Here is a 25029-nt window from a genome sequence, read left to right on the forward strand (position 1 = left end):
CAAGGTTATTTTATTTATCAGTAGACAGGAAAAAGAGATACGGAAAACAATGTAGGTCCGTTCAGCCGTATCCTTTTTCACTATCCAAAGAGTATAACACTTGCAAGAAAACTTGCAATGAAGCCTCCTATAGTGGGAATCAGACTTCTTTTAATAATGACAAGTATATTTGTATCTGTCTGTTGGGCCAAAAACAGATTCTGGCCTGATACCAGGCAGATACCTGCCCCGGAAGTAAGCGAGAACATGGCCGCCTGGGCTGCTCCCAGGGGATTGATACCTGTTCCCTGCACGATACCTCTGACTACTGGAAAGACCAGCGCCAGATTGCCGTTAAATGTTCCTGTTATAGATACCATGAGCAGCCCTGTGACACCCACAACACCCAGAAGGACATAGCCGCTGGCAACTTTGGATACAGTATCAATGAAGAGGGACATTCCGCCGAGTGCAGTGAGAACGCCTGAAAATGTTGTACCGAAAATTACGATGGGTCCTGAAGTGGTCATCACAACCCCCATACCTTCGTAAATTGCCTCAAAATTCTTCAGGCAGGAGGAAAGACTGCGTGTGCTTAGCATCTGAACTGTAAAAGCAATACACCATGACAGTACACAGGCTCCGACAACACTGATAATTACAGTTCCGACCACTAATTCGCTGAAGATCACTACAAGTATAAGGGGAAGCAGGGGCAGTATTGCATAGTATACCGGAACACCGATATCTCTGACTGTTTTAATCTTCAGACTTTCCTTCTCTTCTTTATTCAGGCCTTCTTTCCGGTCAAAGTACCGGCTTGTAAGAATGAACAGTACCATAACCACCGCAACCATGATACCCCCCACAGGAAGCTGCACACGGATGAACCACATGGCCACGGAGATATCCATATTCATCAGACTCAGGGCATTATAATAAGCCGAACGAACAGGGCTTATGGCGATAATGGTGTGGAGCAGGATAGCAGTGGCACAGGTGGGTTTAGAACAGCCCAGAGAGCGGAGCACAGGATAAATCGTGCCCAGCAGCAGCGTGATGGTGATCAGGGAGCCAGAAATTGCAATTCCCATCAAAACGCCAATGGGGATCGTGAAGGCTGCAATCAGATATTTATACTTTAATTTTTGTACCGGTGCTGCAAGGAGCGCGGCAAACATATCCGTAGCCTTGATACGATTCATGTAATCCACGTAGGAGAGCATGGATATGGATGTGAGGATATACCCGCCCATAGAATTTTTCATGGAATTCCCAATGGATTCAAAGATATCTAAAAAGTGGCTGCCGCTTGTAGTATCACCGGCAGCGTATTCTTTCTGCAGCAGCAGAAGACCTATATATCCACATACTGTAGCAAACATCAGTACAGTAGTGATGTTGATCTTTTTCATAATTCCATAGACGATCATGGCAAGCAGAAGCAATGTAAATACGATTTGAAACACTGCAGACACCCCCCTTGTATATGCACGTTTACACCGGAACTCTCTTTATGCCAATATACCCCAGCCGCCAGGGAGATATTTCCCTGCCGTCTGGGGATAACTTGGTATTTCTTGATTGTGATTATATTTTAACCGAATATCAGAACACTTACAAGGAATTGTGCAGCAGCACCGCAGATAATGGGAATAGCACCACGTTTTAGAATAACCAGGATGTCCGTATCTGTCTGCTGTGCCAGGAACAGATTCTGTCCGGATACCGGGCAGAGACCTCCGCCGGCTGTCAGGGTAAGCATAACACCCTGTGCTGCCCCCAGCGCTCCGATTCCCGTTGAGGCTACAATCTCTTTTACAATGGGAAAAACCAGTGCAAGATTGCCGTTAAAGGTACCGGTCAGTGCTACCATGACCAGTCCCGTAAGGCCAACCAGTGCCAGAAGAACTTCTCCGCTTGCGACACGGGAGACACTGTCGATCAGGATCGACATTCCTCCAACGGCAGAGATAACACCTGCAAAGGTGGTTCCAAACATCAGAATAGGACCTGTGGTTGTCATTACAGTGCCCATCCCTTTGTAAATGGAATTAAACCTTTTGAGACTGTCCATGAGATTACGTGTAGCAATAAGGTTAACGATAAAAGAAATGATCCAGGACAGGATACAGGCTGCAACAACACTGATGACTACAGATTTAACTACCAGTTCACTGAAGATAACTACTAATATCAAAGGCAGCAGAGGCAGGATCCCATAGATGACCGGGGCATCGATATCCCGAATCGTGGTAAGTTTCAAGGTCTCATCCCTGGCCTCTTCAGTCCGCCCTTCTTTTTTATCAAAATATTTACTGGTAATAACAAATAAGATCATCATGACAATGACCATTACAGCTGCCACAGGAAGCTGGATCTGGACAAACCAAAGCGGAACGGATGCTTCCATTTCCATGAGACTCAATGCATTGTAATAGGCTGCCCTGGCAGGGCTGATCAGGACTACGGTATGCAGCAGAATGGCCGTAGCACATGTGGGTTTGGAGCATCCAAGCGCTCTTAATACCGGATAGATCGTTCCGAGCAGCAGGGTCATTGTAATAAAGGAACCGCCAGAAATTGCAATTCCCATGAGCACACCGATTGGAATGGTAAAGGCGGCAACAAGGTATTTGGATTTCCATTTCTGCACTGGTGCAGCTAATATAGTGGCAAACATATCCGTAGCCTTCAGCTCTTTCATGTAATCCATATAGGAAATCATAACCATAGCTGTCAGGATATTTCCGGTCATGGCTTTTACCATAGAACTGTTGATTATCTCAAAAATATCCAGAAAGCGGTTTCCGATGGATTCCTCTCCCGCCACACTGGTTCCCCCTGCAATAGTCAGACAGAGATATCCAATGATTGTCGCAAACAGCAAAACAGTTGCAATGTTGATTTTTTTGACAATGCCATAAATTACAATTGCCAGAAGAATCAGTGTAAACAAGATCTGCAGCATAACCCCAACACTCCTTTCTTAATTTCACGGCTTCGTTTTTACAATTTCATCATAGCACACACATGGTTATTGCTTCAAATACATAAAATTCTATATTTTTTATTGTGTTTTGCCTATAATATTTTTTTGACTGCAAGTTTATGCTGCCGGTATCTCAGATTCAACATTATAGGTAAAATACTATGATTTTGATAAAAAATTATGTATTGGCGGCTATTTTTAGATTGAGTTATGATAAAGACAGAGATGAAAACACAGCCTGTACAAAGTAAAAAGGAGGAAACGTCTATGCTTACTTTGCGTGAGAATATGCTGCTGGTCTATCAGCACAAGATACCGGAATATTTGCCTTTACTGGGTGATATCCAGAGGATCCGAAGTGTAGAACCCGGTTTTAAGAATGTACTTTTCCATGGAAAAAGGGCAGGGAAGAAAGAAACGGACTGGTTTGGTCAGGACTGGGTCTATGAACCTATGGTGAATGCGTTTAATCCGGATGCATCCCACTATATTGTTGCGGATATTGCTGACTGGCGGGATTATGTGGAGATTCCTGATGTGGATTCAATAGACTGGAAAGCAAAATTTGATGAGGATGCTGTTGAAATTGACAAAAACAGGCTTCTGGAGATCAAAGATGCTACTGGTCTGTGGGAGCGGGCCTTTTCCATGGTTCCCATTGATGAACTTCTCTGCGGACTTTTGCTGGAGCCTGAGGCCTGCGAAGATTTGTTCCGAACAGTTGCTGACCACAAAATAAAACTTCATAACCAATACATCAAATATTATCATCCCGATGTGATCTGTATGCACGATGATTACGGGCACGGAAACGGACTGTTTATGTCCCCGGATACTTGGCGGGAGCTGATAAAACCACATCTGCAGCGGGTCATTGACAATATTACTTCCCAGGGAGTTTTATATGAACATCATTGCTGCGGTTATATGGCTCCTCTTGCCCAGGAGATAGCAGATATGGGTGCCAGTTCCTGGAATATGGTCCATGTGGTCAATGACGTATGTGCCTGTAAACAGAAGCTTGGACATAAGCTGGCTTTTGTGGGCGGTGTCTGTGACGGACAGCTGTTTGATATGGATTCCACCACAGAAGAACAGATGCGTTCCCATGTAAGGGAAATGTCCGATAAAATGCTTCCGGGGGTGGGAACCGTTATGGCTGTGGGCTGTATCTGCCATCCTGAGCGGAATCAGATATTCCAGGATGAGCTGCTTTCATACGGTCAGCAGTATTTTAAATACAGACGGCCTGAATAAGCAGGGAAAACCAATGCAGACAGTCTGAATAGGAGGGCGGTCTGCAGGAAAGGAGGAAATACCATGGCTGTTACATTTAAGGAAAATATGCTGTTGGTCTACCATCACCAAGAGCCTGAATTCATGCCCTTGATGGAAGACGTGGATATCTGCAAGCCTATGGGCCTGGACTTTGTCAACGAAGTGCCTGACGGTGGTTTGACAGAATTGATCAATGAGGACTGGTTTGGACAAAAATGGCAGTTTGAACCGACAATAAAGGCATCCAACCCTGCACCGGGCTGTCATCTTCTGGATGATATCACAAGGTGGGAGGATGTGTTAGAATTCCCGGATTTGAATCGATTGGATTGGAACGCCCATGCTGCCGCCGACACTGCCGGCTGGAACCGTGAACAAAAACTCTGCAAAATTGTGGATCGGCTGGGGCTGTGGGAGCGTATGTTCAGCATTATGCCCTTTACAGATGCCCTCTGCGCTCTGCTGGAAAAACCGGATGCCTGTGAATCATTTTTCTCTGCAATGGCAGATCACAAAATCCGTCTTCATAACTGTTATATCCGTTACTATAAACCTGATATCATTAATATGCATGATGACTATGGCTCCGGCAGCGGTATGTTTATGTCTCCGGAAATCTGGAGGAGTTTAATCAAGCCGCATCTTCAGCGTGTCATTGACAACATAACTTCCCAGGGAGTTATATATGAGCATCATTGCTGCGGCATTATGGCTCCCATAGCAGAAGAGATTGCAGACATGGGGGCCAGTTCCTGGGCAACCGTCCATATTTCCAATGACCCTGCATCCTGCAAGACAAAGTTCGGTGGAAAACTGGCCATGATAGGAGGCGTATGTGATACACAGTTTATGGATCTGGAGAGCACAGGACCGGAACAGATCAGGGAGCATGTGCGAAAGACCGCTGACCAGATGTTTCATGGACCAGGAACAGTTATTTCCTGCCAGTTTGCTGCTCATCCCAAGCGGAAGATGATTTGGGATGAGGAGATCCTCAGATACGGGCAGCAATATTTTAAATGTTCCCGTCCTGAAGTGTGAAGAGGGAAAAGCGGAATTGGATAGACCAAATGTATTTCCTTTGCTATAATTAAGAAAAAAGAGAAATGCAGAGGGGAAATCTATGAATAGCAGACAGTTGCAGTATGTGGTCACCCTGGCAGAAGAAAAAAATTTTACCAAGGCAGCCAAACGCCTTATCATTGCTCAGCCATCTCTGAGCCAATATATCAGCAAACTGGAAAATGAACTGGGACATACACTGTTTGACCGGACTACAACACCTCTTCGACTGACTGTGGCAGGAGAGCTGTATGTGGAAATGGCCCGCCGCATCCTGGATATGGAGGCGCAGACGGAAAAATGTTTTAATGATATGCAGAACAATCAGTATGGACGGCTGATCATTGGGGCAGCGCCTCACCGAAGCCGCTGTGTGCTGGCAGGCCGAATACCGCGGCTGCTTGAAAAGTATCCCAATTATTCCATTGTTCTACGGGAATATCCTTATTATCAGATGATGAAAAGCCTGGATAACGGTGATATGGATCTGTGTATTGCCACAGCTCCCTTTGATGATGTGAAATATGTGGTTGAGGAAATCATGGAGGAAGAAATTCTGTTGGCGGTACCCAGAGAGCATCCTGTCAATCAGCATCTCACTATTTTAAGTGAGCCCGATGGCAATTCTCCCTACGCTGCTGTGGATATAGCAGAATTCCGGGATATGCTCTTTCTGACTGTAAATGAAGGAAATGGAATGTACGATATTACCTTTGACTTGTGCTGGGAGGCAGGCTTTCGTCCTCGGAAGACGATTGAATGCGGAAGCTTTGATGTATGCAGAGATTTGGTGGAAGCGGGAGTGGGTGTTACCCTTTTATTGTCCAGTATTGCGGAGTATGGAGATAATCAGAGAGGACTGCAGTGTTACCGGCTGGTACAGGCTCCGCCGCCCCGGAAGATTGCGGCTATTTATCGTAAAAAGCATTATGTACCCAATGCGGTGCAGGATCTGATAGAAATCTTAAAGGAAAAATAGTTCCTTTCCTTAAAAAAGGAGGGCCGGGCTTTTAAAAAGCCCGGCGTATGAAAAAGAAAATTTTTATATAAAGGTGATTGCCTTTCTATGTATTTAATAATAAAGCACAAATGTGATGAAACTGTGGTGAAATATTAAAAGAATTGTGAATGGAATTTGAATGTTTTGTGAAAAGGGGATTTTTACGCGTACAGAATGCTTTCCTGCCGTACAGCCCTTGATATTGTAGTGATATTTGCATCCTATTAACAGAAATTACAAGAAAAATTATGCAAAATAATTTTCCATTAAGCCCAATTTATGCTATAATAAACGAAAAGCTGGTCAGACGCTCACAGGCGCCTGGGGTTTCAGGAGAGGCCGGGCGGCGGGCAGAGAGCAGCACTGCATTAGGAGGTGCTTCATTATGAAAATGATTTTTGCGATCGTGCACAAAGAGGATGAAGGATTCGTGGTAGAACGTCTGAATAAGGAACGCATCAGTGTGACAAAGCTTGCCAGTACAGGCGGATTTTTGAGAAAAGGAAATGCCACGCTGATGATAGGAACTGAGGATGACAAAGTAGAGATGGTGCTCCAGGTCATCAAGGAAGAGTGTTCCAGAAGAAAAGAGATGCTCATCAACCCCACCTATTCGGCCGGAACAAAAGGTCCGGTGCTGGGATATTCCGCACCGCCGGTCACCATTGATGTGGGCGGCGCCACAGTATTTATCGTGAATGTGGAACAATACTTGAAACTGTAAAGGCGGATACAAGAGATGATAGGAACACTGGTAAACTGCGCTGCGATTTTGACCGGAAGCTTTATTGGCAGCAGACTGAAAAAGGGGATCAGGGAAGAACATCAGGAGATCATGATGCAGGCTATGGGCCTGGCAGCAACTGCACTGGGGATCAACGCCATAGTCAAATACATGCCTCAGAGTAAGTACCCGGTTCTGTTTATTGTGAGTCTAGCTATTGGCGGGCTTCTGGGAGAAAAGATACATCTGGAGGACAGGTTTAAGAAGTTTGTCACCGGGTTTTCCAACGGGAACCTGGCTCAGGGCTTATCCACGGCGATCCTGCTGTTTTGTGTGGGTACCCTGTCTATTCTGGGACCTATGGAGAGTGCCCTGAAGGGGGATCATACGTATCTGTTCACCAATGCCATGCTGGATTTTGTCACATCTTCTGTGCTGGCATCCACATTCGGATTCGGCATTGCACTTGCAGCCATTGTTTTATTTTTCTGGCAGGGATTTTTCTACTGCCTGGCACTGCTGCTGGCCGGGGTCATGAGTCCGGCGATCATGGCAGAAATCTCTATTATCGGAGGTATCCTGATCTTCAGCTCAGGACTCAGCATTCTGGGAATCAAGAATTTCAGAACTATGAACATGCTTCCTGCATTTCTGGTTCCAGCAGTGTTCTTTATCATCAGATCATTCTTATAAGAAAGAGAGTCCCTGACTACCGGGGACAGATGGGATACGACAGAAGAAAGGGGATCGACATCATGGTCAGAAAGACAAATGTAGTGGTACAGCAGAAGGTACGAGGCGGAGAGGGCACCGTGGAATTCCACCATATCCTGAAGGAGGAAGAGCTTTACGGACATGGCAAGCTATATGCTAAGGTGGTTATAAAGCCTCACAGCTCCATCGGTATGCATCAGCATGTGGGCAATACGGAGCCGTATTATGTGCTGAAGGGCACAGGGATTTTTGTGGACAATGACGGCAGCCGTACAGAAGTACATCCCGGCGATGTCTGTGTCATTGAACCGGGACAGAGTCACAGTATGGAGAATAACACGGACGAGGATTTTGAGATGATGGCGCTGATCTATAACGAAGCGGCAAAATAACGAAACCGATTTTAAGAAGAGGAAAATCCTCTGATAAAATACGACAAAAAGGACATTTTCGCAGGGCTGAAAATGTCCTTTTTTGTAAAATCCACTTGTGAAACATAATATATAATGTTAAAATTATCACATGAGCATATGCTTGTGTATGCTTCTGATGCATACGAAAATTTCAGGAAAATAGCGGAGGAATTCAAGATGAAGAAACTGAAAGTGACAAAAGGCGCAAAGTGTATGGCATGTCTGGAATGTGTAAGAGCCTGTTCAACAAGCTTTTATAAGGAGTTTGACCCAGACAAATCCTGTATCCAGATCATTGACAAAAAGGGCGATGCAAAACCAATGGTCTGTGTACAGTGCGGAAAATGCGCGGAGGCCTGTCCGGAGGGCGCGATCACACAGAATGCAAAAGGCGTTTACATGATCAGCAAGAAAAAATGTACCGGCTGCGGCAAATGTGTTGAGGCATGTCCTTTCCATGTAATGGTAAAGGCAGAGGACTCACCTACAAGCAGCAAATGTATCGCCTGCGGTATCTGTGCGAAAGCATGTCCAATGGATGTACTGGAAGTTGTAGAAGGCTAAGTATATGTAACAGGGCTGCCGCAGGGAGTGTGCGGCGGCCTTTTGCGTATAAAAATAATGGGAGATCTGCAGCAGGACCGGGTTCTGTTGCCTGAAAAGGGGGTTTTTATTATGGTACACGGCACAGCGGTATTGAAATCAGAATACGATGGATTGGGGCTGTCTGTTTTGTGGGTAGTGCCCGGGGAGGGAAGCAGGGGTGTAGTACAGATATCCCACGGTATGAGTGAGAATAAGGAACGGTATCTGCCGTTTATGGAATATCTGGCAAAACGCGGATATATCTGTGTTATTCACGACCATCGGGGTCACGGAAAGAGTGTGCACAGCCAGAATGAACTGGGATATCTCTACGGAGGCAGTAATAAAGCCATGGTGGAGGATCTTCATCAGGTGACCTTATGGTCCAAGGAAATGTTTCCGGATCTGCCGGTGTATCTTCTGGGACACAGTATGGGTTCGCTGGTGGCCAGGAACTATCTGAAATATTTTGACAATGAACTGGAAAAGCTGATCCTCACCGGGCCGCCCTGCGAGAATCCGGCGGTGAATGTGGGACTGCTCATTGCAAAAACGCAGAAAAAGCACAAAGGCGGCCTGTATCCCAGCAAGCTGCTGGAGGCCATGTCTTTTGGCTCCTTTGCCAGCCGATTTGCGGGGGAGAAGAGCCGGTTTGCCTGGATATGTTCCGATGAGGAAGTGGTGAAAGAGTATGAGCAGTCGCCTCTTTGCGGCTTTACCTTTACAGCAGACGGCTTTGAAGGACTTTTAATGCTGCTCAGGGAGACGTACAGTAAGGAAGGATGGAGGCTGCAGAATCCAGAACTGCCCATACTGTTCCTGGGAGGCGCGGATGACCCCTGTATCGGCAACGGAAGAAAGTTTGTGAAAGAGCTTCAGCACATGAGGCAGGTGGGCTACCGCCATGTGACAGGAAAGCTCTATCCGGGAATGCGCCATGAAATATTGAACGAAAAAGATAAGTTGACAGTATATCAAAATATTTATCAATATCTAGAAAAATGAGTAACAGTTCAGGCAGGCTCAACTGTTGCTAAAAATGAGACAATATCTTTAATATGCAGGTTGAAAAACAAAAAATATAATGTTATAGTTGATTTGTACTTGTAAATAGAAAAATAGTACAGGAATTATCAAAAGGAGGACGAGCATGAAAAAGAAAATTTTAGGTATCGTGTTATCTCTCACAATGGTCGGTGCAATGCTGGCAGGCTGCGGACAGCAGCAGGGAGCTGAAGACAAGAAAGAAGAGACCAAGACGGAAGATACGAAGACGGATGATACCGAAAAAGCAGACGATGCGGACAAGAAGGAAGAGCCTGCTGATGAAAGCAAGACAGAGGGCAGCGGAAAGTTTGCACCGGTGGCAAAGGAAGACCTGAAGGTTGGTGTTATCCATATCACTGACCCGGCAGAAGGTTCCGGATACACTTATACACATGACCAGGGAATCGTTGAGATGCAGAAGGAACTGGGACTGGAAGACAGCCAGATCATCCGCAAGAACAATATCCCGGATACAGACCCCACCAAAACAGAGCAGGCTATCAGAGAATGTATCGAGGACGGATGTCAGATCATTTTCGCAACTAGCTTTAACTACATGGACACCTGTGAGCAGCTTGCAGAGGAATTCCCGGATGTGATCTTCTCTCACGGCACAGGATATAAGTCAAATGATACAAACTTTAACAACTATTTCGGAAGGATTTACCAGGCCAGATATTTATCCGGTATTGTTGCAGGTATGAAGACAGAGAGCAACAAGATCGGTTATGTGGCTGCTATGGGTTCTGAGAACTCTGAGGTTACCGGCGGTATTGACGCGTTTGCCATCGGTGTTGCAGAGGTAAACCCGGATGCGGAGATCCATGTAAAAGTTACAAACAGCTGGTTCTCCCCCACAGAGGAGACAAATGCGGCAAAAGCTCTGATCGCAGAGGGCTGTGACGTGATCGGACAGCACTGTGACACACCAAACCCGCAGACAGAAGCAGAATCTGCAGGTGTATGGGGCGTTGGTTACAACTCTGATATGAGCAAGGACGCTCCGGCAGCAACTCTTACCTCTGTTATCTGGAACTGGGGTGTATATTATACACAGGCAGTTCAGAAGGTGATTGACGGAACATGGACACCTGAGATCTACTTCGGCGGTATGGATGACGGTCTGGTGGACATCACTCCGGTCAACGAGGAACTGTGCGCACCCGGAACCAAAGAAAAAGTGGAAGAAGCCAGAAGAAAGATCATGGAAGATGGCTTCAACGTATTTGACGGTGTTCTGGAGACAAACGACGGAAAAGTTGTTGGAACAGAAGGCGGCACACTGGATGATGCAACTATTACCGGAGGAATCAACTGGTATTACAAGAACGTGATCGTGGATTAATAGTAACATAATTTTGCATCTAACTGCGCATATGCGGTCATTAAGTTTTGTTTAGAGAAAAAAACAAAGAGGGAATACAAAATGTAAAAAATCGTTTTGTATTCCCTCTTTTCTTATGTTACAATTACCCTGTATGTTTGTGTCTAAAATTGTAACGGATGGTGTATGCGTTACCAAAACAGAAAGAAACGAGAGGTGACACAGTTGGCTTTAGACAAGGTAGAAAATGCCATTGAGCTGAGAGGTATCACGAAGACATTTGGCAGCGTTGTGGCGAACGACCATATTGACCTGGATGTCAGAAGAGGGGAAATCCTGGCGCTTCTGGGTGAGAACGGTTCCGGAAAAACCACATTGATGAATATGATCTCAGGCATTTATCACCCGGATGAGGGAAGTATCCATGTAAATGGCAGGGAAGTGGTGATCAATTCGCCCATGGATGCCAAAAGACTGGGAATCGGTATGATCCATCAGCATTTTAAACTGGTGGATGTGTTTTCAGCCATGGATAATGTGGTGATCGGTGCAGAGGGAAAGAGGATCAAACCAAAGGAGCTGAAGGAAAAGATACTGGAGCTGACCAAGAAGTTTGGTCTTGAGGTAGAACCTGAGAAAAAGATCTATAATATGTCCGTCAGTGAAAAGCAGACCGTGGAAATTTTGAAGGTGCTGTACAGAAATGCTGACATATTGATCCTGGATGAGCCTACAGCCGTGCTTACGCCCCAGGAGACCCAGAAGCTTTTTGCCATTCTGCGCAGAATGAAAGAGCAGGGAAGCGCTATTATCATTATCACCCACAAGCTGAACGAGGTAATGGAGATCAGTGACCGGGTGACGATCCTGAGAAAAGGCAGGAGTATTGATACGGTAAATACAGCAGAGACCAATGAAAAACAGCTTACTGAGCTGATGGTCGGCCGTCCGGTCACTCTGGAGATAGACCGGCCAAAATGCGAGAATGTACACACCAGACTGAAGGTAGTGGACTTGTCTGTAAAAAAAGCAGACGGAACTACTGCCCTGAAAGATCTGTCTTTTGAGATAAAGGCAGGAGAGATCCTGGGTGTGGCAGGTATCGCGGGCAGCGGGCAGAAGGAGCTGTGCGAAGCTATTGCAGGACTTGTGCCTGTGGAGACCGGCGCTGTTCTGCACAATAAAGAGAATATAATCGGCAAGACCCCGAAGCAGATCAATAACCTGGGCATTAGTCTGGGCTTTGTGCCGGAGGACAGGCTGGGCATGGGCCTTGTGGCTTCTATGGGCATGGTAGACAACATGCTGCTGAAATCCTATGACAAGGCAAAAGGTATTTTTGTGGACAGAAAGCCCGCTAAAAAACTGGCTGAAGAGCTGGTGGAACGGCTGGAGATCATGACGCCTAATGTGGAGACTCCTGTACGCCTGCTCTCAGGCGGTAATGTGCAGAAGGTTCTGCTGGGAAGAGAGATTGAGTCAGAGCCGTCTGTTCTGATCACGGCTTACCCGGTCAGGGGGCTGGATATCAATTCTTCTTACACCATTTACGATCTGCTCAATGAGCAGAAGAAAAAAGGTGTTGCCGTTATGTTTATCGGTGAAGATCTGGATGTGCTTCTGGAAATCTCTGACAGGATCATGGTGCTCTGCCATGGAGAGGTGACAGGTATTGTGGATGCTTCTGTGACAACAAAGGAAGAACTGGGACTGATGATGACCGGATCTAAAAGGGAAGGGGTGAAGGCTGATGGATGAGACAAGAAAAAAAGAACCTCTGATTCGTATTGAGAAGAGAAAAGAGCGCCCCGCAAAGCAGGTGAGACTGCTGCGTCTGGCTTCTGTAGTGCTTGCCATTGTGGCCGGCGGCCTCTTTATCCTCTGTATCGGATATAATCCGTTTTCCGTGTATGCTACGATCGTGTCGGGCGCGTTCAGAAGCAGCATGGCGTTCCAGGCCACTATTAAGCTGATGGTGCCGCTGCTCATACCGGCACTGGGACTTACCCTTGCATTTAAGATGCGTTTCTGGAACATCGGAGCCGAGGGACAGATCATCATGGGCGCTGTGTTTGCCACATTTTTTGCCCTGTTCTGTTGGGATTTTCCCCATTGGCTTCTGATGATCTGTATGTTTCTGGCAGGTATGCTGGGTGGTGCGCTTTGGGGTATCATCCCCGCTTTCTTCAAAGCGAAATTCGGTACAAATGAGACGCTTTTTACACTGATGCTGAACTATATTGCGCTGTATCTCATCTCCTTTTTGAGGGATGGTCCGTGGCAGGACCCAAATTCCTCGGGATTTCCTAAGATTGCCCGTTTTGGAGAGAACGCGCAGCTTGACAAGATGTTCGGCGTGCATGTGGGATGGCTGATCGGACTTGTTCTGGTAGTGATCGTGTATATCTATTTGAAATACACAAAACAGGGATATGAGATCAGCGTAGTAGGCGAGAGCCGTGCCACAGCCCAGTATGCAGGTATGAATTATAAGAAGATCGTACTGCGCACCATGGCATTTTCAGGTGCCATCTGCGGTATCGCTGGTATGGTGCAGGCCAGCGGTTCTGATCTGACGCTGACCACATCCGTGGCCGGCGGCGTGGGATTCACGGCTATTATCGTGGCATGGCTGGCACAGCTTAACCCTGTGGGTATCCTGGTGGTATCTTTCCTGTTCAGTGTATTGGAAAAGGGAAGTACGGTCATGCAGTCCTCCTATGGGCTGTCCGCGTACTCCGCGGATGTGCTTCAGGGTATCATTCTGTTTTTTGTACTGGGATGTGAATTCTTTGTCAGATACCGTTTTGTAACCCGCAGGAAGGGAGGAAAGGCGTAATGGATTTTTTTACTAACTTTTTTGTGGCGGCAGTTCTTGCCGGTACTCCGCTTTTGTTCGGGATCTTAGGTGAGATCATCAATGAGAAGTCAGGCCATCTGAATCTGGGTGTGGAAGGCATGATGTCCATCGGCGCCTGTGCAGGGTTTATCATGGGATATAAGACAGACAATCTGCTGCTTGCTCTGATCGCAGCGTTTGCAGCAGGTATGCTGGGTGCCCTTATTTATGCTGTGCTCACGGTTACTTTTATGGCGGACCAGAACGTTACGGGTCTGACACTTACCATTTTTGGGATAGGACTTAGCAACTTCTTCGGTGACTTTTTCAGGGAGAAGTCAGGGGAAACCTCTTTAAAGCTGCCAGCCGGCATTTTAAAAAGCCTCGGCAAAGTGGAGATCCCTGTGCTGTCCGATATTCCGGTACTGGGAAAACTCTTTTTTAACTATAACATTTTCGTCTATCTTGGGATCGTGGCGGCCATACTGTGCGGCATTTACCTGCACAGGACAAAGGCGGGCCTTAACATCCGTGCGGTGGGGGAGAACCCGGCGGCTGCGGACGCGGCGGGGCTTCCTGTCACAAGACTGAAATATCTGAATCTGATGCTGGGCGGAGGAATCTGCGGTCTGGGCGGTGCATACTGTTCCATGATCATCTGTAACGGCGTATGGATCAGCAACTGTGTAAACGGCCTGGGATGGATCGCCGTGGCACTGGTCATCTTTGCCACCTGGAATCCCAACAAGGCTGTCTTTGCGGCTTTAGTATTCGGCGCGTTCAGTGTACTGAAGTATTATGTGCCCAAATCGGTCATCAGGATACCGGATTCCATTTTCGATATGGTGCCGTTCTTTATGACGATACTTGTGCTGATCGTCACATCCATCCGTTCCTCAAAAGAGAATTCGCAGCCCCAGTCCTGCGGTGTGAATTACTTCCGTGAAGAGAGATAGCGGATATACGAAAGAAAAGCCAGATTCCCGGGCGGGAGCCTGGCTTTTCGTAAATGCAGACAATATAGAAAGATCAGTGGATGGGAGGCAGGAATATGTCAACAAAATCAGAGCTGCTAAAGCTGCTGGAGAGCCACAGGGGGGAATACCTGTCCGGAGAGGAGCTGGCGTTAAGGCTTGGATATTCCAGAACAGCGGTGTGGAAAGCTATGAAGAGCCTCCGTCAGGAGGGATACCGGATCACGGCTGTGAATAACAGAGGCTATGCCCTTGAGACGGACAATGATATTTTGTCTGTGGAGGCAGTGAAAATGCATCTGGATAACAGGGATGTGTTCATGGAGGTGGAAAAGGAGATCAATTCCACCAACCAGTATCTGAAAAAAAGAGGGATCGAGGAGAATCTTCCCCACGGTTCTTTTGTGGCGGCAGAAGCCCAGACAGAGGGAAAAGGCAGGCGTGGGCGCAGTTTCTACTCACCGGCGGGCAGCGGCCTTTATCTAAGTGTGCTCCTGCGCCCAAAGAGGACTGCGCAGGAGAGTCTGACACTGACGGCAGCGGCGGCAGTGGCTGTCTGCCGTGCCGTGGAGGAGGTCTGCGGGGTATCTTTGGGGATTAAGTGGGTCAATGATCTGTATCTTGGAGAGAGGAAGGTCTGCGGGATCCTGACAGAGGCTGTCACGGACTTTGAGACCGGAGATATCGAACTTGTGGTGGTGGGAATCGGCCTGAACCTCAGGATACCGGAGGGCGGTTTTCCCAAGGAGCTTTCAGATGCTGCCGGAGCCATACTTGAGGATGGAGTATATGTGGACAGGAATCTGCTAACCGCGGATATTATCAATTATCTGCTTGAGGAGGCGGGAAAAGAGGGGATTCCAAAGGAGTATATCACAAGAAATATAGTGCCCGGAAGACGTGTGCAGGTAGCGTACGGGACACAGATAAGAAGTGTGGAGGCAAAGAAAATCCTGCCGGATGGCAGACTTCTGGTGAGAAATGAGGAGGGAGAGGAGGAAGTGCTTCCCTGCGGGGATGTCTCCCTGAATCTGCACTAGAGTGTCGGGATGAACTCTCAGGCGCGCTCTAGCTATTGGCGCGTCTGCGCCGGTTATTTCTTCTGCTTCTGCGAAGGGTATTCCAGCAGACAAACTGTACCAGCAGGATTCCGGCAAAGGCGCCGATGCTGTCTATCATCACATCCCTTTTTGAGGGGCCGCGGCCCGCTACAAAGGACTGATGGAATTCATCTGTGCAGGCAAAGCCCACACTGATCAGCCCTGCAAAGAGAATGAGCAAGATTCCGCGCAGTCCGTATACATACAGAGGGAAAGACACGCAGACGGCCAGCACGAAGTATTCACTCATGTGCGCCAGCTTCCTGACCGGGGTGTGGATCTTGTCTGTATAGTGGGCAATCTGTTCTTCACTCATGTTTTTGTCCAGTATTTTATCTGCGGTTACAATGATCTTATGGCTTATTTTATAGCTGAGATTGCCGGATTCGACTCCCGTCTGGCTGGAAAAAGAAAATATCAGATACATCACCAGGAGGGCCGGGAGAAAAGAAAAGGGCTTCAGCAGCAGTATAAAAAATTTCTTCATGTTTGGTTCCTCTTTTGATTCTGTGGATTATAGTTTACTTCCTGGTGACTATATCACGTTTTGGGAGCAGTGTAAAGAGGCTGCGTTTTTTGCAGTCTGTGTGCATGTTTTTGCTGCTATGAAGCCCAAAGGCTGAACAGTAACAAATTTGCGGAAAAACAGTTTGACAAGGAAAAAGAACAGCCTTATACTTATTATTAAAATAAAAAGAAAAAGGCAGAGAAAAGAAGAGTACATTCTGCAGACTGGCAAAGAGAGCTTCGGTTGGTGAGAGGAAGTGCAGCAGGCTGAGTGGAAGATGGTCTTGGAGCCGCGTACCGACTACAGAAGTATAGGCTACGATGGGAGCGCCCATTACAGCGCCGGAGTATAAGGGGATTCACGGAGTGGTTCGGATCTTCTGTACTTGCAAAGGTCTGCACCGTGAGATGCGGATGAATCAAGGTGGTACCGCGAAGCTTAATGCTCTCGTCCTGATTGTTATTACAATTATGGACGGGAGCTTTTTTTGACGCTTTGTTATCTTTTGATTGCCGGAAAAGGAGGAGATTATGAGTAAACAGACACAGGAAACAGGAGGGGCACCCAAATGGTCGGGGAGCTTCGGATTTATTATGGCAGCAGCAGGTTCTGCCGTGGGAATGGGAAACTTATGGCGGTTCCCAATGCTTGTGGGGGAGAGCGGAGGCGGTGCCTTTGTTCTGGTATACCTCATCTGCATTTTTCTGGTGGGTATTCCGCTGATCATTGCGGAGATCAGTATCGGCCGCGCCGGAGGGAAGGACGCCTTCGGAAGCTATAAGGCCCTGAATTCCAAGTGGGGCGGCGTGGGTATACTTGCTGTTATCACAAGTTTTATCGGACTATCCTATTACGCTGTTTTGGGCGGCTGGGTTCTGCGGTATATCTTTGTTTCCGTTACAGGACTGCCGAAGAGCAGTGAAGAGTTTTTTGTATCCTTTACCAGCAGCACAGGCAGCCAGATCATCTATTATCTGGTGTTTATGATCATAACTGTGGCAATTGTTGTGATGGGTATCCAGAAGGGAATTGAGAAATCCTGCAAGGTCATGATGCCCCTTCTCATCGTCTGTCTGATCGTCATTGTGATCCGTTCCTGTACCCTTCCGGGAGCAGGGGAAGGCATCAGATTTTTCCTGAAACCAGACTTTTCAAAACTGACACCGGGAGTTTTTCTGTCAGCACTTGGACAGGTATTCTTCTCCCTGTCACTGGGCACAGGAGCCACTATTACATACGGAGCATATCTGGGCAAAGATCAGAATATCCCCAAGAGTGCGGCAAGTATTGCGTTTTTTGATACCATAGTGGCTATGATAGCCGGATTTGCCATTCTTCCGGCAGTGTTTGCATTCGGATTTTCACCGGAGAGCGGCCCGAGCCTTATGTTCCAGACTCTTCCGGCAGTATTTGATGAGATGACAGGCGGAAAGATTTTCGGAGTTGTGTTCTTTGTGCTGGTACTGTTTGCGGCCATTTCCACAAGTATTGCGTTTTTGGAGGTAGTGGTTTCTTTTGCCGTGAATACATTCAAGGTAAGCCGTGCAAAGGCATCTGTTATCTCTGCTGCGCTGATCACCTGTCTGGGAATTCCCTGCGCGCTCAGCTTTGGAATCTGGAGTGATATTAAGATCGCAGGAAGGACCTTCTTTGATCTGGGAGATTATCTGGTGTCAAATGTATCTCTGCCCATCGGCGGAATCCTGGCCTGTATCTTTATCGGATGGGTGTGGAAGAGCAAAAATGCGGAGAAGGAAGTCACCAATGATGGCAGGATCAGCTTTAAACTGGTCAACGTGTGGTCAGTGCTGATCAAGTTTATACTGCCCATCGTGATCCTGATCATTTTTATAACTTCCAATCCATGGATCATGAATCTGTTTAAATAAAAAAGGTCATCAGTCCGTTCTCATTCAGAGATCAGGCTGCGGCTTGGTTACTGAATAGGGAGTGGACAGCAGCATCCGTTCTTAGAGTGTAGTTGACGATTCAATGCTATTGTCATTTTCAATGAATAATGATATTCTGTATAGGATAAAAGAGAATAAGCAGAGCGGTAACTGTGACAGTACGAGACAGTTACAAAAATCATAGAAAAGTGAGGACAAGACATGAGTCTGGCAGATCATATTTTTATTGATATGTGCCGTGATATTCTGGAGAACGGCACAGACACAATGGGCGAGAAGGTTCGGCCGAAATGGGAGGATACAGGGGAGAGCGCTTACACGATCAAACGTTTTGGGGTTGTGAACCGCTATGACCTGAGAAAAGAGTTTCCTGCGCTGACACTGCGGAAGACGGCTCTCAAAAGCTGCATGGATGAGATCCTCTGGATATACCAGAAAAAATCAAACAACATTCACGATTTAAATTCCCATATCTGGGATGCCTGGGCTGATGAGGACGGGTCTATCGGGACCTGCTACGGCGACGTGGTGGGAAGGAAATTCATTTACAAAGGCCAGGAGACAGACCAGATGGATTATGTGCTGCAGCAGTTAAAGGAAAATCCCTACAGCCGCAGGATTATGACAAATCTGTATCAGTTTGAATATCTGCACAGCGGCGCGCTGGACCCCTGCTGCTACAGCATGACTTACAATGTGACAAAGGACGCAGGGGAGGACCGGCTTATTTTAAACGGCGTTCTCAACCAGCGTTCCCAGGATATCCTGGCGGCAAATAACTGGAATGTGTGCCAGTATTCCATCCTGCTCATGATGGTGGCCCAGGTCAATGGCATGATACCGGGAGAGCTGCTGCATGTGATCGCAGACGCCCATATCTATGACCGTCATGTACCGGCTGTTCAGGAGCTTATTTCCAGAACGCCGTATGCGGCGCCCAAGGTATCCCTGAATCCGGAGATAAAGGATTTTTATGATTTTACAACAAAAGATCTGATCGTGGAGGATTATCAGGCAGGACCGCAGATCAGGAATATACCTATAGCAGTCTGAGAATCTGTATGGCAAAGGAGAGACAGGATGAATATAATCGTAGCTGTAGATAAGAACTGGGGAATCGGTAAGGATAACCGTTTGCTTGTGAGCATTCCGGCGGACATGAAATTTTTCCGCACGACCACTACAGGCAAGGTGGTAGTCATGGGTAGAAAGACACTGGAGAGCTTTCCCGGAGGACAGCCTTTGAAAAACCGCATCAATATTGTGCTGACAAGGGATGTGAATTATAAGGTAAAGGATGCTGTGATCGTACACAGTGTGGAGGAACTTCTGGAAGAACTGAAAAAATATGACAGTGAAGAGGTTTATGTCATCGGAGGCGACAGCGTTTACAGCGCCATGCTGGATCACTGTGACACGGCCTATGTGACAAAGATTGATTTTGCCTATGAGGCAGACACCTGGTTCCCCAATCTGGATGAGAGAGAGGACTGGTCACCGGCAGAGGCCAGTGAAGAGCAGACATACTTTGATCTGGAATATCAGTTTGTGAAATATAAAAAAAATTGTGTGTGATATCTGCAGCCCGGAATACCCGCAGCCCGGAAAAACTGCGGCCCGGCATAGCTGCGGTCCGGAAAACCTGCAGCCTGGAGCGGGATATGCAGACCGTCGGAACAGATTATTAGATGTAAGGCAGCAGCAGACATAAGATAAGCCCCCGGAAGTATCCGCTTCCGGGGGCTGTTTTATGTAATTTATTTATTCGATAACCTGGATCCATCCCTCAGGAGCTTCCAGTCTTCCCATCTGAATGCCTGTGAGTGTGTCATACAGTTTCTGGGTTACAGGACCCATCTGTTCCATGCCTGCCGGCAGCAGGATTTCTCTGCCGTGGTCTACGATCTTGCCCACAGGGGAGATGACTGCAGCCGTACCGCAGAGTCCGCACTCGGCAAAATCCTTTACTTCATCCAGAAGAACCTCCCGCTCCTCAACTTTCAGTCCCAGATAATGTTCTGCCACATAGATCAGGGAACGTCTGGTAATGGACGGCAGAATGCTGTGGGATTTTGGTGTTACCACAGTGTTGTCTTTGGTGATAAACAGGAAGTTGGCGCCGCCTGTCTCTTCCACCTTTGTTCTGGTGCCGGGATCCAGATACATATTTTCATCAAAACCCTGGCTGTGGGCATCCACAATGGCGTGAAGGCTCATGGCGTAATTCAGGCCCGCTTTGATATGGCCGGTTCCATTCGGGGCAGCGCGGTCAAAATCGCTGACACGGATCGTCAGAGGCTTTACACCGCCTTTGAAATACGGACCAACAGGGGTGGTGAATACACGGAACTGGTATTCATCGGCTGGTTTTACACCGATGACCGGGTTGCTTCCGAACATATAGGGGCGGATATACAGGGTAGCCCCTGAGCCATATGGGGGAACATAAGCTGCATTTGCTTTAACAGTCTCGATCACAGCCTGTACGAAACGTTCCTTTGAGAAAACAGGCATTTCCAGACGGCGGGCAGAGTTTTCCATGCGCTCACCGTTTAAGTCGGGGCGGAAGGTGACGATGCGTCCGTCTTCCGTTGTGTAGGCCTTGAGTCCCTCAAAGACCGTCTGCGCGTACTGCAGGACACCTGCGCATTCATTGATAGTCACAGTGTCGTCTGTGATCATTGCACCTTCATCCCAGGCGCCGTCCTTATAATTTGAAACATAGCGGTAGTCGGTTTTTAAGTATGAAAAGCCGAGTTCAGACCAGTCAATGTTCTTCTTTTCCATAGTGGTTCCTCCATTCTGCCGATAGATACGGTATGTATTAATAATTTTTTATCATTATAGAACTTTAACGTATGAATTGCAAGAGATGCCGCATTGCTTTTTTCTCTTATTTCATATATAATCGTATTCAAACGGACATGTATATCAAATAGCGAATCGTTTTATTCAAAACTGGAGAGATAAAAATGGCAAATAATGATTGGAATAATCTGGGCAGGGATATCAAGGATATCGTACAGGATGCTCTGGATACAGGAAATTTTAACCGGCTGAACCGGGATTTGGGCGCCACACTGGAGGACGCTCTGAGTAATGTGGCAAACAGCGTGAAAGACGCAGCCAAAAGCGGTATGGATCAGGCTAAGAACAGTATGAATCAGGGCCCCCGCTATAATGGTCAGGACGCCAACGGAAGGTCCTATGGAGGACCTGGCTCCCGCAGGACGTACGCGGGCAGTTCCTCCTTTAATGACGGGAGCGGCTCTCCGGGCGGGTTTCAGACAAGGCCAAGATACCGCTATCCTGAGACAAAACGTGTGAAAGAGGCAAGGGAAAAGTTTGCCCTCTATATAAACACCAGTGGACCGAGAGCTATGGGTATTCTTTTTACCACCCTGGGTTTTGCCTTGTTCGCCATGTTCGGCGTTACGCTGACTGTGCTGGGAATTTGCTCGCTGTTCATCGGCTCTGTGGCGGATAAGATGGGAATCTGTCTGTCCGTGTTCGGTCCGGCGATCGGCCTCAGCGGTATTATGGGAATCTGCGGAAACAAGCTCAGAAAGAAAGTGAACCGTTTCCGTTCCTACATACACACCCTGAATGGCAGGACGTATGCGGAGATCTCAGAACTGGCAAAGGGAGTCAGAAAGCCGGAGAAGTTTGTCCGCAGGGATTTAAAGCGGATGATCAAGAAATATATGTTTCTGGAGGGACACCTGGATGATACAGGAACCTGCCTGATCACCAGTGATGAATCTTACAAACAATATCTGGAGACAAAGAAACAGGCGGAAATACAGCAGAAGACAAAAGAACAGGAGATCCAAAAAGAAGAGGAAACAGCAGGCGAAGCAGATCTATCGAAAGAGACCCGCAAGGTGATAGAAGAGGGCAATGCCTACATTGAACAGATACGTAAAAGCAATGACGCCATTCCGGGAGTTGAGATTTCCAACAAGATGTATCACCTGGAGAATGTGATCCGACGGATCTTCAAGCGCGTGGAGCAGCATCCTGAGCTGATCGATGACCTGCACAAATTCATGGACTATTATCTTCCCACCACAGTGAAGCTTTTGCAGGCATATGAGGAACTGGATAAGCAGGACGTGGAAGGCGACAATATCAAGACGGCGAAAAAAGAAATTGAAAATACACTGGATACTATTAATCAGGCATTTGAGAATCTTCTGGACAGTTTTTTCAGGGATACGGCGTGGGATGTATCTACAGATATATCAGTCCTGAAGACTATGCTGGCACAGGAAGGCCTTACAGGCGGCAAAGATTTTCAAAAGAAGGAGTAAGAGATGAGCGATGAATTCAAAGATTTTACAGTAACCCCCACACTGACATTTGATGCGCCCCAGGAGGAGGCGCCGGTGGTGGAAATAAAAAAGGAGGAGCCGGTGGAACCGCAGCTTGACGAGAGCGTACTCTCCGATGCGGAGCGGAAAATGGTAGATGATTTTTCAAAGCAGATTGATATCCGCAACTCCGCGGCCATTCTGCAGTACGGTGCGGGAACTCAGAAAAAGATGGCGGATTTCTCCGAGGAGGCACTGGAAAAGGTAAAGACAAAGGACCTTGGCGAAGTGGGAGACCTTCTGGGCGATGTGGTCACACAGTTAAAAAGCTTTGATGCAGCCGAGGAAGAAAAAGGCCTGCGCGGTTTCTTCAAAAGAGGCTCCAACAGAATAGAAGCCATGAAGACAAAATATGCCAAGGCAGAAACCAATATAGGGAAGATCGTCCAGACCCTGGAGCAGCATCAGATCCAGCTTATGAAAGACGCGGCTACCATGGACAAGATGTATGCGCTGAACCTGAATTATTTTAAAGAGCTTTCCATGTATATACTGGCAGGAAAGAAAAAACTTCAGGAAGTGAGAAGTACAGACCTGCCTCAGCTTATGGAGAAAGCCCAGAGAAGCGGCCTTCCGGAGGATGCCCAGGCGGCTAAGGATCTGGATTCCATGTGCCAGAGATTTGAGAAGAAGATCCATGACCTGGAGCTTACCCATATGATCTCCATTCAGACAGCACCCCAGATCCGTCTGGTACAGGGCAATGACACCCTGATGGCTGAGAAGATCCAGTCTACCCTTGTAAACACCATTCCTCTGTGGAAGAGCCAGATGGTTCTGGCATTGGGTGTGGCTCATTCCTCCGAAGCAGCAAGAGCGCAGAGACAGGTGACGGATATGACCAATGCGCTTCTTCAGAAAAATGCGGAGACACTTAAGATGGCAACCATTGAAGCCGCAAAGGAATCTGAACGGGGCATTGTGGATATAGAGACGCTGAAGAAGACCAATGAATCCTTGATCAGCACATTTGATGAGATCATGAACATCCAGAAAGAGGGACATCAGAAGCGTATGGAAGCAGAAGTGGAGATGAACCGTCTGGAGGGCGAACTGAAAAATAAGCTTTTAGAGATTAACCGGTAAATGAAAACGGGCGTGTTTGGGTCGGAAAAAGCCTGAACACGCTTTTTATACAGGAGGCAGTGAGATGTATCGTGACCATACCAAAGTGGTACAGATAGGAGACAAAAAAATAGGCGGGGGAAACCCGATCCTGATCCAGTCCATGACCAACACGAAAACAGAGGATGTAAAGGCCACAGTGGCCCAGATCCATGCGCTGGAGGCAGCAGGGTGTGAGATCGTTCGCTGTACGGTTCCAAATATTGAGGCGGCAGAGGCGCTCAGGGAGATCAAAAAACAGATTCATATTCCCCTGGTGGCGGATATTCATTTTGACTATAAAATGGCTGTGGCAGCCATGGAGAACGGGGCGGACAAGATCCGCATCAATCCTGGAAACATCGGCGGACCCGAAAAAATAAAGGCTGTTGTGGACACTGCAAAGGAGAGGAATATTCCTATCCGTGTGGGAGTCAACTCAGGCTCCCTGGAAAAAGAGCTGGTGGAGAAGTATCACGGTGTGACTGCGGAGGGGCTTGTGGAGAGCGCTCTTGACAAGGTGAAGATGATTGAGGATTTTGATTATGACAATATGGTCATCAGTATCAAGTCCTCCGATGTTCTCATGTGCGTCAAAGCCCATGAACTTCTGGCAGAAAAGACAGCCTATCCCCTTCACGTGGGGATCACGGAGGCTGGCACCCTGTATTCCGGCAATATCAAATCCGCTGTGGGCCTTGGCATTATCCTGTACCAGGGAATCGGTGATACCATCCGTGTATCCCTCACAGGAGACCCGGTGGAGGAGATCAAGTCGGCAAAGAGGATCTTAAAGACACTGGGTCTGCGCAGGGGAGGCATCGAGGTGGTGTCCTGTCCAACCTGCGGAAGAACGCAGATAGACCTGATAGGACTTGCGAACCAGGTGGAAACCATGGTGCAGGAGTTCCCGCTGGATATCAAAGTGGCTGTCATGGGATGTGTGGTGAACGGCCCGGGAGAGGCAAAAGAAGCGGACATTGGTATCGCAGGCGGTAAGGGTGTGGGACTGCTGATCAAAAAAGGAGAAGTGATCAGAAAGGTTCCGGAGACGGAACTGCTGGGAGTTCTCAGGCAGGAACTGGAAAACTGGGAGAACTAGT

General features: G+C 47.5%; 23 protein-coding genes. 19 read left to right on the forward strand and 4 right to left on the reverse strand.

All coding sequences use genetic code 11. The annotated features are described in order from the left end of the window. Positions 1-80: 80 nt before the first annotated feature. Complete coding sequence (dcuC, locus tag BLCOC_RS05990) at positions 81-1448, reverse strand: C4-dicarboxylate transporter DcuC (protein WP_029470200.1); 1368 nt, start codon at positions 1446-1448, stop codon at positions 81-83. A 128-nt stretch (positions 1449-1576) separates the two neighbouring features. Then, the gene (dcuC, locus tag BLCOC_RS05995; protein ID WP_029470199.1) at positions 1577-2950 is read right to left on the reverse strand and encodes a C4-dicarboxylate transporter DcuC; all 1374 of its coding nucleotides are present in this window, start codon (positions 2948-2950) and stop codon (positions 1577-1579) included. 288 nt (positions 2951-3238) lie between these two features. On the opposite strand from dcuC (BLCOC_RS05995), the gene BLCOC_RS06000 reads away from it, so the two are divergent. The 13 genes from BLCOC_RS06000 (at position 3239) to BLCOC_RS06060 (ending at position 15971) form a co-directional block, all read left to right on the forward strand. Further along, positions 3239-4228: a uroporphyrinogen decarboxylase family protein gene (locus BLCOC_RS06000; protein ID WP_029470198.1), complete on the forward strand. Its 990-nt coding sequence runs from the start codon at positions 3239-3241 to the stop codon at positions 4226-4228. A gap of 63 nt (positions 4229-4291) precedes the next feature. Then, on the forward strand, positions 4292-5290 hold the full coding sequence (locus BLCOC_RS06005) for a uroporphyrinogen decarboxylase family protein (protein ID WP_115624710.1): 999 nt from the start codon (positions 4292-4294) through the stop codon (positions 5288-5290). A gap of 82 nt (positions 5291-5372) precedes the next feature. Next, the gene (locus BLCOC_RS06010) at positions 5373-6290 is read left to right on the forward strand and encodes a LysR family transcriptional regulator (RefSeq protein WP_029470196.1); all 918 of its coding nucleotides are present in this window, start codon (positions 5373-5375) and stop codon (positions 6288-6290) included. Between the two features lie 406 nt (positions 6291-6696). Then, positions 6697-7035: a cyclic-di-AMP receptor gene (locus BLCOC_RS06015; protein WP_018596100.1), complete on the forward strand. Its 339-nt coding sequence runs from the start codon at positions 6697-6699 to the stop codon at positions 7033-7035. A gap of 15 nt (positions 7036-7050) precedes the next feature. Then, a complete protein-coding gene (locus BLCOC_RS06020) occupies positions 7051-7728 on the forward strand; it encodes a DUF554 domain-containing protein (RefSeq protein ID WP_018596101.1) in 678 nt (225 codons plus the stop codon). A 62-nt stretch (positions 7729-7790) separates the two neighbouring features. After that, the gene (locus tag BLCOC_RS06025; protein WP_026255560.1) at positions 7791-8141 is read left to right on the forward strand and encodes a cupin domain-containing protein; all 351 of its coding nucleotides are present in this window, start codon (positions 7791-7793) and stop codon (positions 8139-8141) included. Positions 8142-8339: 198 nt separating this feature from the next. Beyond that, a complete protein-coding gene (locus tag BLCOC_RS06030) occupies positions 8340-8726 on the forward strand; it encodes a 4Fe-4S binding protein (RefSeq protein WP_026255561.1) in 387 nt (128 codons plus the stop codon). 111 nt (positions 8727-8837) lie between these two features. Next, positions 8838-9752: an alpha/beta fold hydrolase gene (locus BLCOC_RS06035; protein ID WP_026255562.1), complete on the forward strand. Its 915-nt coding sequence runs from the start codon at positions 8838-8840 to the stop codon at positions 9750-9752. 145 nt (positions 9753-9897) lie between these two features. Then, a complete protein-coding gene (locus tag BLCOC_RS06040) occupies positions 9898-11139 on the forward strand; it encodes a BMP family ABC transporter substrate-binding protein (protein ID WP_029470193.1) in 1242 nt (413 codons plus the stop codon). 165 nt (positions 11140-11304) lie between these two features. Then, the gene (locus BLCOC_RS06045; RefSeq protein ID WP_115624711.1) at positions 11305-12876 is read left to right on the forward strand and encodes an ABC transporter ATP-binding protein; all 1572 of its coding nucleotides are present in this window, start codon (positions 11305-11307) and stop codon (positions 12874-12876) included. Next, complete coding sequence (locus BLCOC_RS06050) at positions 12869-13957, forward strand: ABC transporter permease (RefSeq protein WP_115624712.1); 1089 nt, start codon at positions 12869-12871, stop codon at positions 13955-13957. Before BLCOC_RS06045 ends, BLCOC_RS06050 begins: the two co-directional genes overlap by 8 nt. Next, positions 13957-14913 carry an ABC transporter permease gene (locus tag BLCOC_RS06055; protein WP_018596108.1) on the forward strand — a complete coding sequence of 319 codons (957 nt, stop codon included), beginning with the start codon at positions 13957-13959 and terminating at the stop codon, positions 14911-14913. Before BLCOC_RS06050 ends, BLCOC_RS06055 begins: the two co-directional genes overlap by 1 nt. Before the next feature lie 95 nt (positions 14914-15008). Then, positions 15009-15971, forward strand: coding sequence for a biotin--[acetyl-CoA-carboxylase] ligase (locus BLCOC_RS06060; RefSeq protein WP_018596109.1), 963 nt, complete (start codon positions 15009-15011; stop codon positions 15969-15971). A gap of 28 nt (positions 15972-15999) precedes the next feature. On the opposite strand, the gene BLCOC_RS06065 is transcribed toward BLCOC_RS06060, so the two are convergent. Next, the gene (locus tag BLCOC_RS06065) at positions 16000-16518 is read right to left on the reverse strand and encodes a VanZ family protein (RefSeq protein ID WP_029470190.1); all 519 of its coding nucleotides are present in this window, start codon (positions 16516-16518) and stop codon (positions 16000-16002) included. Positions 16519-17069: 551 nt separating this feature from the next. On the opposite strand from BLCOC_RS06065, the gene BLCOC_RS06070 reads away from it, so the two are divergent. The 3 genes from BLCOC_RS06070 (at position 17070) to BLCOC_RS06080 (ending at position 20024) form a co-directional block, all read left to right on the forward strand. Next, complete coding sequence (locus BLCOC_RS06070; RefSeq protein ID WP_029470189.1) at positions 17070-18428, forward strand: sodium-dependent transporter; 1359 nt, start codon at positions 17070-17072, stop codon at positions 18426-18428. 222 nt (positions 18429-18650) lie between these two features. Beyond that, entirely contained in the window at positions 18651-19502 is an 852-nt protein-coding gene (gene thyA / locus BLCOC_RS06075) for a thymidylate synthase (protein WP_029470188.1), read from the forward strand. Positions 19503-19529: 27 nt separating this feature from the next. Continuing rightward, complete coding sequence (locus tag BLCOC_RS06080) at positions 19530-20024, forward strand: dihydrofolate reductase (RefSeq protein WP_115624713.1); 495 nt, start codon at positions 19530-19532, stop codon at positions 20022-20024. A 186-nt stretch (positions 20025-20210) separates the two neighbouring features. Here the strand turns inward: BLCOC_RS06080 and BLCOC_RS06085 are convergent, their stop codons facing one another. Continuing rightward, a complete protein-coding gene (locus BLCOC_RS06085; RefSeq protein ID WP_115624714.1) occupies positions 20211-21236 on the reverse strand; it encodes a branched-chain amino acid aminotransferase in 1026 nt (341 codons plus the stop codon). 185 nt (positions 21237-21421) lie between these two features. Here BLCOC_RS06085 and BLCOC_RS06090 point away from each other — a divergent pair, with 185 nt between their 5' ends. The 3 genes from BLCOC_RS06090 (at position 21422) to ispG (ending at position 25028) form a co-directional block, all read left to right on the forward strand. Continuing rightward, positions 21422-22762, forward strand: coding sequence for a 5-bromo-4-chloroindolyl phosphate hydrolysis family protein (locus tag BLCOC_RS06090; protein ID WP_029470185.1), 1341 nt, complete (start codon positions 21422-21424; stop codon positions 22760-22762). A 3-nt stretch (positions 22763-22765) separates the two neighbouring features. Continuing rightward, complete coding sequence (locus tag BLCOC_RS06095) at positions 22766-23908, forward strand: toxic anion resistance protein (RefSeq protein WP_115624715.1); 1143 nt, start codon at positions 22766-22768, stop codon at positions 23906-23908. A 64-nt stretch (positions 23909-23972) separates the two neighbouring features. Beyond that, complete coding sequence (gene ispG, locus BLCOC_RS06100; RefSeq protein ID WP_115624716.1) at positions 23973-25028, forward strand: flavodoxin-dependent (E)-4-hydroxy-3-methylbut-2-enyl-diphosphate synthase; 1056 nt, start codon at positions 23973-23975, stop codon at positions 25026-25028. The last annotated feature ends 1 nt before the right edge of the window (position 25029 follow it).

Source organism: Blautia coccoides (assembly GCF_034355335.1).
GTDB lineage: Bacteria > Bacillota > Clostridia > Lachnospirales > Lachnospiraceae > Blautia > Blautia producta.

Coding starts and splice junctions, on each gene's coding strand:
- BLCOC_RS06000 (WP_029470198.1), top strand. CDS start 3,239: ATGCTTACTTTGCGTGAGAATATGCTGCTGGTCTATCAGCACAAGATA.
- BLCOC_RS06050 (WP_115624712.1), top strand. CDS start 12,869: ATGGATGAGACAAGAAAAAAAGAACCTCTGATTCGTATTGAGAAGAGA.
- BLCOC_RS06085 (WP_115624714.1), bottom strand. CDS start 21,236: ATGGAAAAGAAGAACATTGACTGGTCTGAACTCGGCTTTTCATACTTA.
- BLCOC_RS06055 (WP_018596108.1), top strand. CDS start 13,957: ATGGATTTTTTTACTAACTTTTTTGTGGCGGCAGTTCTTGCCGGTACT.
- dcuC (WP_029470199.1), bottom strand. CDS start 2,950: ATGCTGCAGATCTTGTTTACACTGATTCTTCTGGCAATTGTAATTTAT.
- BLCOC_RS06035 (WP_026255562.1), top strand. CDS start 8,838: ATGGTACACGGCACAGCGGTATTGAAATCAGAATACGATGGATTGGGG.
- BLCOC_RS06030 (WP_026255561.1), top strand. CDS start 8,340: ATGAAGAAACTGAAAGTGACAAAAGGCGCAAAGTGTATGGCATGTCTG.
- BLCOC_RS06040 (WP_029470193.1), top strand. CDS start 9,898: ATGAAAAAGAAAATTTTAGGTATCGTGTTATCTCTCACAATGGTCGGT.
- BLCOC_RS06015 (WP_018596100.1), top strand. CDS start 6,697: ATGAAAATGATTTTTGCGATCGTGCACAAAGAGGATGAAGGATTCGTG.
- BLCOC_RS06020 (WP_018596101.1), top strand. CDS start 7,051: ATGATAGGAACACTGGTAAACTGCGCTGCGATTTTGACCGGAAGCTTT.
- BLCOC_RS06090 (WP_029470185.1), top strand. CDS start 21,422: ATGGCAAATAATGATTGGAATAATCTGGGCAGGGATATCAAGGATATC.
- BLCOC_RS06070 (WP_029470189.1), top strand. CDS start 17,070: ATGAGTAAACAGACACAGGAAACAGGAGGGGCACCCAAATGGTCGGGG.
- BLCOC_RS06045 (WP_115624711.1), top strand. CDS start 11,305: ATGCGTTACCAAAACAGAAAGAAACGAGAGGTGACACAGTTGGCTTTA.
- BLCOC_RS06060 (WP_018596109.1), top strand. CDS start 15,009: ATGTCAACAAAATCAGAGCTGCTAAAGCTGCTGGAGAGCCACAGGGGG.
- BLCOC_RS06095 (WP_115624715.1), top strand. CDS start 22,766: ATGAGCGATGAATTCAAAGATTTTACAGTAACCCCCACACTGACATTT.
- BLCOC_RS06010 (WP_029470196.1), top strand. CDS start 5,373: ATGAATAGCAGACAGTTGCAGTATGTGGTCACCCTGGCAGAAGAAAAA.
- thyA (WP_029470188.1), top strand. CDS start 18,651: ATGAGTCTGGCAGATCATATTTTTATTGATATGTGCCGTGATATTCTG.
- BLCOC_RS06005 (WP_115624710.1), top strand. CDS start 4,292: ATGGCTGTTACATTTAAGGAAAATATGCTGTTGGTCTACCATCACCAA.
- BLCOC_RS06025 (WP_026255560.1), top strand. CDS start 7,791: ATGGTCAGAAAGACAAATGTAGTGGTACAGCAGAAGGTACGAGGCGGA.
- ispG (WP_115624716.1), top strand. CDS start 23,973: ATGTATCGTGACCATACCAAAGTGGTACAGATAGGAGACAAAAAAATA.
- BLCOC_RS06080 (WP_115624713.1), top strand. CDS start 19,530: ATGAATATAATCGTAGCTGTAGATAAGAACTGGGGAATCGGTAAGGAT.
- BLCOC_RS06065 (WP_029470190.1), bottom strand. CDS start 16,518: ATGAAGAAATTTTTTATACTGCTGCTGAAGCCCTTTTCTTTTCTCCCG.